This window comes from Streptomyces sp. NPDC001156 (genome assembly GCF_053598275.1).
This window is the reverse complement of record NZ_JBSFJX010000263.1, coordinates 1-9,842: the sequence shown is the minus strand read 5'-3', so window position 1 is coordinate 9,842 and position 9,842 is coordinate 1. Positions and strand designations below refer to the sequence as shown.

General features: G+C 63.2%; 9 protein-coding genes. 1 reads left to right on the top strand and 8 read right to left on the bottom strand.

The annotated features are described in order from the left end of the window. The 7 genes from ACWDA7_RS46460 to ACWDA7_RS46430 all read right to left on the bottom strand — a co-directional run. On the bottom strand, nt 1-447 hold a 447-nt coding region (locus ACWDA7_RS46460; protein ID WP_450613435.1), incomplete at its 3' end, for a group II intron reverse transcriptase/maturase. 107 nt (nt 448-554) lie between these two features. Then, the gene (locus tag ACWDA7_RS46455; protein WP_450613433.1) at nt 555-1,202 is read right to left on the bottom strand and encodes an adenylate kinase; all 648 of its coding nucleotides are present in this window, start codon (nt 1,200-1,202) and stop codon (nt 555-557) included. Nucleotides 1,203-1,327: 125 nt separating this feature from the next. Beyond that, nucleotides 1,328-3,253, bottom strand: a complete 1,926-nt coding sequence (gene acs, locus ACWDA7_RS46450; protein ID WP_450613431.1) for an acetate--CoA ligase — start codon at nt 3,251-3,253, stop codon at nt 1,328-1,330. A 238-nt stretch (nt 3,254-3,491) separates the two neighbouring features. Next, nucleotides 3,492-4,217, bottom strand: a complete 726-nt coding sequence (locus ACWDA7_RS46445; protein WP_450613429.1) for a 5-oxoprolinase subunit PxpA — start codon at nt 4,215-4,217, stop codon at nt 3,492-3,494. Beyond that, complete coding sequence (locus tag ACWDA7_RS46440) at nt 4,214-5,689, bottom strand: amidase (RefSeq protein WP_450613427.1); 1,476 nt, start codon at nt 5,687-5,689, stop codon at nt 4,214-4,216. Before ACWDA7_RS46440 ends, ACWDA7_RS46445 begins: the two co-directional genes overlap by 4 nt. A gap of 11 nt (nt 5,690-5,700) precedes the next feature. Further along, on the bottom strand, nt 5,701-6,990 hold the full coding sequence (locus ACWDA7_RS46435; protein ID WP_450613426.1) for a cytosine permease: 1,290 nt from the start codon (nt 6,988-6,990) through the stop codon (nt 5,701-5,703). Nucleotides 6,991-7,037: 47 nt separating this feature from the next. Next, nucleotides 7,038-7,697, bottom strand: coding sequence for a GntR family transcriptional regulator (locus ACWDA7_RS46430; protein ID WP_450613424.1), 660 nt, complete (start codon nt 7,695-7,697; stop codon nt 7,038-7,040). Nucleotides 7,698-8,346: 649 nt separating this feature from the next. On the opposite strand from ACWDA7_RS46430, the gene ACWDA7_RS46425 reads away from it, so the two are divergent. Further along, entirely contained in the window at nt 8,347-9,174 is an 828-nt protein-coding gene (locus tag ACWDA7_RS46425; protein WP_450613422.1) for an LLM class F420-dependent oxidoreductase, read from the top strand. 258 nt (nt 9,175-9,432) lie between these two features. Here the strand turns inward: ACWDA7_RS46425 and ACWDA7_RS46420 are convergent. Continuing rightward, nucleotides 9,433-9,842: transposase (locus tag ACWDA7_RS46420; protein ID WP_450613420.1), on the bottom strand; the 410-nt coding region annotated here is incomplete at its 5' end.

The following is a 9,842-nucleotide window of genomic DNA, read 5'->3' as shown; positions in this document are numbered from 1 at the left end:
ATGGGACCCGCACATCTCGCAGGTGTCGGCAAGCAGACGCTTGACGATCTCGTTGCGTCCGCTGTTCCACACCTGCTTCGGATGATCGTCGAGACGGCCGATCCTGGTCTTGCGCGCCCGTGAGACCCCGCCCCATTGCGCCACCAACGGCGCTCGCCCTTCACCACGTTCGACGGTGACCTGAAGTCCCCGGCGGGGACCTCGCTCGGTCTCCAGTACGGCCCGGTAGCGGGCATAGATCCTGGGGACGCGGACGCGGTACTTCCGCGCCAGCGTCTTGACCAGGGACCGCCCCATGACGTACTTGAGCCGTCCGAGACGGTGAAGGTTGAACGCCAACTGGTAGTAACCGGCGATCCCGCGGAACTCCGCCTGATACTGGGCGACGATGGAGAAGTCGCTGTTGACCGTGCGTTCAGTCCGCCGGACCGGTCGGCCGTGATGCATGTAGGGGCGGCACTTGGCACGGACGACATCAGCAGGCACCTTCAGCCCGATCTGCGCGTTGATGCTGCGCTGACCGCGATGGTCGTGCTTGGTGCAAGTCCCCGACCCTACTCATCGAGGACCCGTAGAGCGGCCATGGCCCGGTCGGTGACCTCGTCGAAGGGGCCCTCGGCCCGGACCGTCACGAGCAGGTTGCGCTGGGTGTAGTGGCCGACCAGGGGATAGGTCTGCGCTCGGTAGATCTCAAGCCGGTGGCGGACCACTTCCTCCCGGTCGTCATCGCGCTGGTAGAGCCTGCTGCCGCAGAGATTGCACAAGTCTGCGTCACGCAGCAGATCTGTGTGAGTTACGTGGCCGTGGGCCCGACACTGCCGACGGCCCGACAATCGTCGAACTATTTCGGCCTCGGCAGCCGTCAGCTCCAGCACGACGTTCAGCCCGGTTCCTGCCTCGGCGAGCATCTCGTCGAGGATCTGGGCCTGGGCGGCATTCCGCGGAAAGCCGTCGAGCAGAAAGCCGTTGGTGGCGTCTCGCTCCGCCAAGCGCTCACGAAGCATGTCGATCGTTATCTCGTCGGGCACGAGTTCACCCGCGTCCATGAACCGCTTGGCGTCGCGCCCGAGCGAAGTGCCACGGCCCACATGGCTGCGGAAGATGTCGCCCGTCGACATAGAGGGTATCCGTAGCTTCGAAGCGATGAACCGGGCCTGAGTTCCCTTGCCTGCACCGGGCGGCCCAATGAGGACGATGCGCATATCGAGGCTGATCCTTTCCACGGAGAAGTCGGCAGGGGACCTGATGTCCCGCATCCCGTCGGGGATTTCGTACGAGGAACCATTTATTACGCAGTGCTGAGCAGGATGTTCGCGTACAGGCACGCTCAGCGGCCGAGTACACCGGCGCGGATGAGGTCCATGACCGAGGAGTCGGTGAGGGTGGTGACGTCACCGAGTTCGCGGTTCTCTGCGACGTCGCGCAGCAGGCGGCGCATGATCTTGCCAGAGCGGGTCTTGGGGACCTCGTTGACGACCATGATCTGCTTCGGCTTGGCGATCGGACCGAGCGTCTGTGCGACGTGGTCGCGCAGTTCGGTCACCAGTTCCTGGGAGTCCGCGGCGGTACCGCGCAGGATGACGAACGCCACGATGGCCTGTCCGGTGGTGGCATCCGTGACGCCGACGACGGCCGACTCGGCGACCTTCGGGTGCGAGACCAGGGCCGATTCCACTTCGGCGGTGGAGATGTTGTGGCCGGACACCAGCATCACGTCGTCGACGCGGCCGAGCAGCCAGATGTCGCCGTCCTCGTCCTTCTTGGCACCGTCACCAGCGAAGTAGCGGCCTTGGAAGCGTGACCAGTAGGTGTCGAGGTAGCGCTGGTCGTCGCCCCAGATGGTGCGGAGCATCGACGGCCAGGGCTCGGTGAGCACCAGGTAGCCGCCGGAGCCGTTCGGTACCTCGTTGGCCTCGTCGTCGACGACGGTCGCGCAGATGCCAGGCAGTGCGCGCTGGGCGGAGCCCGGCTTGGCCTCGGTGACGCCCGGCAGCGGGCTGATCATTATGGCCCCGGTCTCGGTCTGCCACCAGGTGTCCACGATCGGGCAGTGGCCGCCGCCGATGTGCTCGCGGTACCAGAGCCACGCCTCGGGGTTGATCGGTTCGCCGACGCTGCCCAGCACCCGCAGGCTGCTCAGGTCGAACTGGGCGGGGATGTCGTCGCCCCACTTCATGAAGGTGCGGATCGCGGTGGGTGCGGTGTAGAGGATCGTGACCCCGTACTTCTGCACGATCTCCCAGAAGCGCCCCTGGTGCGGCGTGTCCGGGGTGCCCTCGTAGAGGACCTGGGTGGCGCCGTTGGCCAGCGGTCCGTAGACGATGTACGAGTGGCCGGTCACCCAGCCGATGTCGGCGGTGCACCAGTAGACATCCGTCTCCGGCTTCAGGTCGAACACCGCGTGGTGGGTGTAGCTGGCCTGGGTGAGGTAGCCGCCCGAGGTGTGCAGGATGCCTTTCGGCTTCCCCGTGGTGCCGCTGGTGTACAGGATGAACAGCGGGTGCTCGGCGTTGAACGCTTCCGGGGTGTGCTCGGCGGACTGCCGGGCAGTGATCTCGTGCCACCACACGTCCCGGCCCTCGGTGAACGGGGTCTGCTGGCCGGTGCGGCGCACCACCAGGACGTGCTCGACCTGCGGGCAGCGCGCGACGGCCTCGTCGATGGCGGGCTTGAGCGCCGACGGCTTGCCCCGGCGGTAGCCGCCGTCGGCGGTGATGACGAGCTTGGTATCGGCGTCCTGGATACGGGAGGCGACGGCGTCGGCGGAGAACCCACCGAAGACCACGGAGTGGGCGGCGCCGACGCGGGCGCAGGCCAGCATCGCGACCACGGCCTCCGGGATCATCGGCAGATAGACCGCGACCCGGTCCCCGGCGGTGACACCCAGCTCGATGAGGGCGTTGGCCGCTCGGCTCACCTCGTCCTTGAGCTCGGCATAGGTGATGGCGCGGCTGTCGCCGGGTTCACCCTCGAAGTGCAGGGCGACCCGATCGCCGTGGCCGGCCTCCACATGCCGGTCCACGCAGTTGTACGCGACATTGAGCTCGCCGTCGGCGAACCACTTGGCGAACGGGGGATTCGACCAGTCCAGGGTCTCTTGGGGATCGGTCACCCAGGTCAGCCGACGGGCCTGCTCCGCCCAGAAGGCCAGCCGGTCCTCCCCGGCCCGCTCAGCGTCCGCAGCCGGCTCGGCCGACGGGGCCAAGCGATGCTCCTCGTGCAGCAGATCAGCCAGGCTCTCATTGCTGCTCATCGCAACACTCCTCATTGACTCTCACAACTTTGTGCGCGCCCAAACTCCGCTGACGTAGAGGATCGGTTCCCTGCACCGCCCAGCGAATCAGGTTTGGATGCCGGCCCGGAGTGTCCGGACGGATTTTGGGAACACAGAACCGAACCGAATCCATACACCTGGACCAGGACGGCAGAGGGCAGGCGGCATCGTCGAATCCCTCGCGGGACAGCTGAAGCGAATTCGTGACTCAGAAGCCTCAGGCCACGCTGTGTCCGTCGGCGACGAGTCGTCTACGTACCTCGGCCATGATCAGCGCCGCCTGTTGTGTGTCGCTGTGCACGCAGATTGTCTCCACTGTGGCGAACCGAGGGTCGGTGAGCATCTCAGTGACCCGGTCCGCGGCATCCGTGGGTGATCCAAGTTGGCCGTACGTCCAGTTGAACATGGTCACCTCCGTTCCGTCGTACGGTCGGTCGGCGAAGAATTCACCGACGACTCGCAGGCCGAGGGCCTTTCCGGCCATCGTGAGGGCCGAATCCGGAAGGGCATAGATCGCCAGGGCGTCATCGAAGTCGGCGACGGATCGTGCTACGGCCTCGGCGATTTCCGTATCTCTGGCAGCCATCATGTACAGCGCACCGTGCGGCTTGACGTGTGACATGGGAATTCGGTCGGACCTGAGAAACGCGTCGAGTGCGCCGAGTTGGTACATGGTGTAGGCGTAGGCGTCAGATGCGGAGATGGCAATCTCTCGTCGGCCGAAGCCGAGCCGGTCAGGCAGGCCGACGTGGCCACCGATCCGGACGCCATGCTCGTATGCCATACGGACTGATTCTTGCATCACGAGCGGGTCGCCCGCATGGAAGCCACATGCGATGTTTGCAGATGTGATGAGCTTCATCATCGCTTCATCCGCACCGTAGCGATAGGCGCCATAGCTCTCGCCCAGATCCGCATTGAGGTCGACCGTTCGTGTGCTCACAGGACCGGCGTCTTTCGCGGTTGCATGGACTTCTCCCAGGCATGTGCGAACTGCAAGATTTTGGCCTCCGCCAGCGGAGTGCCGAGAATCTCCATGCCAATGGGAAGTCCGTCCGGGGTGAATCCCGCCGGAACGGTGAGTGCCGGCAATCCGGCTTGAGAACCGATGACCGTGTTGGTGGGAAACGCCAGCGCGCTGTACTTTTCGGACGCAAGCTCTTCGCGAGTCGGAGGGATCACCTGCACCGTGGGGTAGACCAGGAAATCGAGCCGGTGGGCAGCGAAGATACCAAGTACCAGCCGACGGAAGCGCTCCTGGTTGAGCCGAAGAAGCGCTGATTCCGCATCGCCCTCGACATCTTCGGGACCGCCGGCGATCCCATGGAAGAGATCGTTGAGCGGGTGGAACACACCGCTTTCATAGATGTCACGGAAACTCTTCACCGGAACCTGGGACCGCTGTGCGAGGAAATGATTGATGTCCGATTTGGACTGTCTTGTGTAGACAGAGGTATTGGTGATCCAATCAGAGAGATCATCAATCTTGAGTCCAGGAACGGTGGGTACGCCGAGCTCTTCGAGATGCGCGATCGCCGATCGGATGACACGGGTGACTGGCGCGGCATCCGGATTCCCGTCGCTACCGAATCCTGTTTCCAGCACACCGATCCGCCATGCGTTCAGCGGGATTTCCCGGGCCAGCGCGTCAGTGTAACCCCCGCTCGTTGGCCAGGACACAGCCGTTTGCGGATCCTTGGGATCAAATCCCACGATACTGTCGAGCAATCGTGCGACGTCCGCGACCGTGCGCCCGATCGGTCCCGGAGTGTCCTGGAAGTGCACCAGCGGAGAGAAACCTGCGCGACTGACAAGGCCGGTCGTGACACGCAGGCCGAACAGATTGTTGAACGAGGCGGGAATCCGAATGGATCCGCCGGTGTCCTCGCCGATTCCAACAAGTCCGAAGTTTGCTGCCACGCCTGCGCCCGTACCCGAACTGGAACCGCCCGATTCACGGGCCAAGCTGTAAGGGTTCTTGGTGTGGTCGGTCATCGAGGATGAGGAGAACCAGCCTGCCGCGAAATCGCACATCGAAGTCTTCGCGAGGATGACAGCGCCGGCTTCCCTCAGCTTCGTGACGAGAGTTGCGTCGACTTCTGGAATGTAGTCCTCGAAAAGTTGCGAACCGAAAGTCGTCCGCACGCCCGCAGTCTCGGCCTGATCTTTCACGAGTACGGGAACTCCATGCAGAGGACCTGAAAGCCTCCCGGTCGCCGCGAAGTACGCATCGGCCGCGGCGGCCTCATCGCAGGCATGCGGATTGACCGTCACAATAGCCTGGAGCTGAGCACCGGAATTGTTGTGCGACGCGATTCTTGCCAGATACCATTCGGCGACATCGACACAGGTTATCTGCCGATTCCTCAGCGCCGTGTGGAACCCGTCGATAGTGAGTTCTTCGAAGGTATTCATTGAATATCCTGTCATTTCGTGCTGGCCGAGACGAGAACCTGCTCCGGTTCCGTCTTCGAGGCGGGGAACAAATGAAGTAGGTAGTACGTGATGCCCGCGCTGATCAGACCCACCAGTACCGTGGATGCGCCTGGCGCCCAGTAATTCGCGACAAGAGCGAGGCCGGATCCGACGGCCCACGCAGTGAAAGGCTGCCAGCGCACACGAGGAATCGCGTCCCGCCCACCCCGGCGGACCAATGTCTGATCAACCACGATGATCACGCCGATCGGCGGCACGATCACTCCTAGTAGATTCAGCCAGTCGATGAAATAGTTCCAGATCCCCAGGGCCGCGATGATCACACCGATCATTCCCAGGAAGATTGTCAGCACTCTCATCTTCCTCTTCAGGATCGTTGACCATCCCATTGCCGAGTTGTACAGGCAATGAATGCACACAGAGCCCAGATTAATGAACAGAAATATTACTGCGATCACCGCGAAGACTCCACCACGGTTCACGATGATCCCGAACACGTCGCCCGTGGCGCTCTTGCTGGCCGCCGCGACCACTCCACCGATGACCATGGCAATGAGATTGGCAACAGGGAATGCTGAAGCCGTGGCGATCCAGGCGTGCCGAGTATTCTTCGCCCAGCGTGTGAAGTCCCCGGTCATCGTGCCGGAGTCGGCGAACAGTGCGAAGACGAGCGTAACGCCGACTCCGAGCGCCACCGAATGGGAACCATCACCAGAATAGTTCCAGACCGGTGCGCCATTACTCGAAGAATCCACAGCTGCGAATATCCCGAGAGCGAGGAACAGTGGAACGGATATTGCCCCAATGACCGAGAGCGCCCTGATACCGACCAACGTGCTCACGGTGAAAAGCACGCCGGCGAGTATGACAATGAAAGTGGAATCGACTCCGAAAGATTGCGAAATACTCGCACCGATCAGGCCGGTCTGTACGGCGAACCAACCAAGCACCAGGGTGGACAGCAACGCCGAGCACACGATGTAGCCGGACCGGCCAAAGGTCTGAGACGCCTGAAAAGAGAAGCTGACTCCCTTTTTCGCCGCCAGCGCGCTCAGAGTTCCGACGTAGATCAGCAGCAGCGCGTTGCCAATGGCCATTGCCAGCAGGCCACGCTTGAACCCTAGTCCGTGCACGAGAGTCGCGCCGGTGACTGCACCAGTGATGATCATGGGGAAGCCCGCCCAAACGCTCGTGACCGCCATAAGTGATCGGCGTTTGTCCGGCGGAACGGGTTGGTTTTCGTATTCACCGTCAAGGAATTCAGCATCAGCTTTGGGCATGTGAAGTCGCTTTCAGGGCAGGGGAATCACAGCCTCTCCCTTGTGGATTACTCTCGCTCGAGAGCCTGTGACACGGTTTGCGCAGTGTAGGTGAGATGATTCTCGATCTCAGCCAGAAGTCGGGGGAGATCGCCCGACCGAATCGTTTCCAGGATCTTGAGGTGCTGGGCATGAGCCTCACGGAAATCTACTACGGTCGACGCGTAGATCGTCATGTAAGGCTCGAGCTTGCCCCAGATGTTCGTGATCAAATCCAGCAGGTGTGGACTTCGGGACAGCTCATAGAATCGGCAATGGAAATCCCGATTGAGGGAGCGCCATTCCTCGATTCCTATGTCATCCCGATCCATCTTGTGCAGGATGCCTTCAAGATCGATGATGTCGTCGACCCCCACACGACCGATGGCCCACTCCGAAGCGAGTTGCTCGAGTCGGAGTCGGATTTGAAAAAGTTGCGCCAACTGCACCTCGGACAGGTGTGCCACAGTAATGCTGCGCCGTTCGAAGTACACGAAACCCTCGGCTTGCAGCATGCGCAGGGCCTCGCGAACGGGCATCGTGCTCACACCGAAGGTATTCGCAACCGAACGAATCGAGATCTTTACGCCGGGTGGGAGACTGCCAGAGGTGATCGACTGCCGCAGACGGTCATACACCTCGTCGTTGACCGTGGCCACGTTGATCCTTTGTGTGTTCACGACTTCCACCCCTTGAGTGTCCGCACCAGTGTGATCACAACAGGTGTGATCACACCTTGTGTGGGCCACAACCTAGGCACGTTCGTTCGGGTATGACAAGAGGGTGTAGGTGCCAGAAACCTCACCCAGTGGAACCGTCGCCCGATTCACGTATGGCGTTGCCCTTGTCGGATACCTCATCTGTCGAGGTCAGGCCGCATGCCGTGCTCGTGGAGCAGGCCATCACAACCGGCGGATCCGGATAGTCGGTACGACCCCCGCAAGCGGTGCCTGCGCAGGCGGGGCGGCAGGTGTTGGGCGAGGGTTGCGAGCATGGGCGGTCGGGCCGGGCGAGGCGCGGTCGGAGGCCGAGCCGGCGGCGCAGTCGGCCGCTGTTGTACCGGTGTCTTCGCTGAGGGTCCACGAGTGCGTGGCGGTGTTGGTGACGGTGCCGAGCGAGACAGGGGAATCCCGGAGCGGTTCAGCCCCATCGCGTTCGGGGAGAAGCACTACTCCAGCCAAGTGGCGACCGAAGCAGTGAGCCTGATACCAGCGATCCCGCCCTGGCCGGCTGATCGGTACGTCCCGCAGAGCGGGGAGTCTCACCTTCCTCGTGGCGACTCCGCGGTCCCGTCACGGTGGCAGGGGACAGGCGCGAGGGGCGTGGTTCACTTGTGGTATGAAGATCGGTGTCACGACGTTCTTGACGGACGAGGGCATTCGGCCTGCCGCGCTGGGTAGGGCGTTGGAGGAGCGCGGTTTCGATTCGCTTTTCCTGCACGAGCACAGCCATGTTGCAGTGAGGCGAGAGACGCCGTTTCCTGCGGGTGGTGGGTTGCCTGGGGTGTATTACCGCACGCTCGACCCGTTCGTTGCGTTGACAGCGGCCGGGTCCGTGACCGACGACCTGTTGCTGGGAACCGGAGTAGCTCTGCTGGTCCAGCGGGATGTGATTCATACCGCGAAGGAGGTCGCCAGCCTGGACCTGGTGTCTGGCGGGCGGGTGATCTTCGGGGTGGGTGCGGGCTGGAGTCGTGAGGAGATGCGCAATCACGGCACCGATCCACGCACGCGGGGAAGGCTGCTGAACGAACAGCTGGCCGCGATCAAGGAGATCTGGACCAAGGACGAGGCCGAGTTCCACGGCGAGTACATTGACTTCGACCCCATTTTCTCTTGGCCCAAGCCGGTACAACATCCGCATCCGCCCATTTATATTGGTGGTGATGGGGAGGCAGCGTTGGCCAGGGTGGCGGCGCACGGCGATGGTTGGATGCCGCACTCGGTGGGCCACCCGGCCCGGGTCCGGTCCCAGTTGAACCGGTTGGCGGAGGTCGCCGGGGATGTGCCGGTGATGGTGGCGTCCGTGTCACCCAGGCCCGAACTCATCTCCGCGTATGCGGAGGCGGGGGTCTACCGCGTGGCGCTTTCGCTGCCGACTCAGCCGGAGGCCGAGACTTTGCGCATACTGGACGCGCTTGTCGCGCTCGTGAGCGACTATCGGTAGCCGTGCGGTAGGCGGGGCTTACGGCTTCAGGTGGTCAGCCTGAACGACTTCGACCCGATCAGGCACCCGGTTGAAGCCCTCGACGAGGTCCTGGAGGGCGTGGGCGTCGTCGCTGCTGGCAGCCCAGTCAGCGGGGTCCTGTCGCCGGGGCTGCGGGTGTTGGGGTCGGCACCGACCGCCAGAAACAGGCGCACGGTGCGGAGGTAGCAGATTTTCTCCAGCTCGGCCCTGCCCGATCTTGGTGGTTAACTCCAACTCTCATGCTGCAAGGCTGAGTTGTAGCCTAACGAGATGGCTGTGGTTGGCGCGGTCGAGGGGTCTGCCGTTCCACCAGGCGTGGAGTCGGATGAGGTTCAGGGCGGCGGCGCTGGTGGTGTGGTCGAGGTGAGTCTTCCCTAGGCCGCGGTAGCGGGCTCGGCGTAGGCCGGTGGTGTGGGTGGCTTGCCGGACGGTTCCCTCGACCCCGGCCCGCAGGGCGTAGTCGCGTTGCCAGGTGCCGTCCCGCTGCTGGGCGCGGGCGGCGCGGATGGCCTCGGTGAGCTCACGGGGGTAGAGGCTGAGCCGGCGGCCCTGTCGTGAGCTGGTGCACTGCTCCTTGACGGGGCAGGGGATGCAGTCCAGGGCGGCGAAGGAGACGACGGTCTTGGCCACGCCCTCCTGGACGACGT

Excerpts from the sequence above, each read along its gene's own strand:
- ACWDA7_RS46435 (WP_450613426.1), bottom strand. The coding sequence starts at position 6,990 with ATGCCCAAAGCTGATGCTGAATTCCTTGACGGTGAATACGAAAACCAA.
- ACWDA7_RS46440 (WP_450613427.1), bottom strand. The coding sequence starts at position 5,689 with ATGAATACCTTCGAAGAACTCACTATCGACGGGTTCCACACGGCGCTG.
- ACWDA7_RS46455 (WP_450613433.1), bottom strand. The coding sequence starts at position 1,202 with ATGCGCATCGTCCTCATTGGGCCGCCCGGTGCAGGCAAGGGAACTCAG.
- ACWDA7_RS46425 (WP_450613422.1), top strand. The coding sequence starts at position 8,347 with ATGAAGATCGGTGTCACGACGTTCTTGACGGACGAGGGCATTCGGCCT.
- acs (WP_450613431.1), bottom strand. The coding sequence starts at position 3,253 with ATGAGCAGCAATGAGAGCCTGGCTGATCTGCTGCACGAGGAGCATCGC.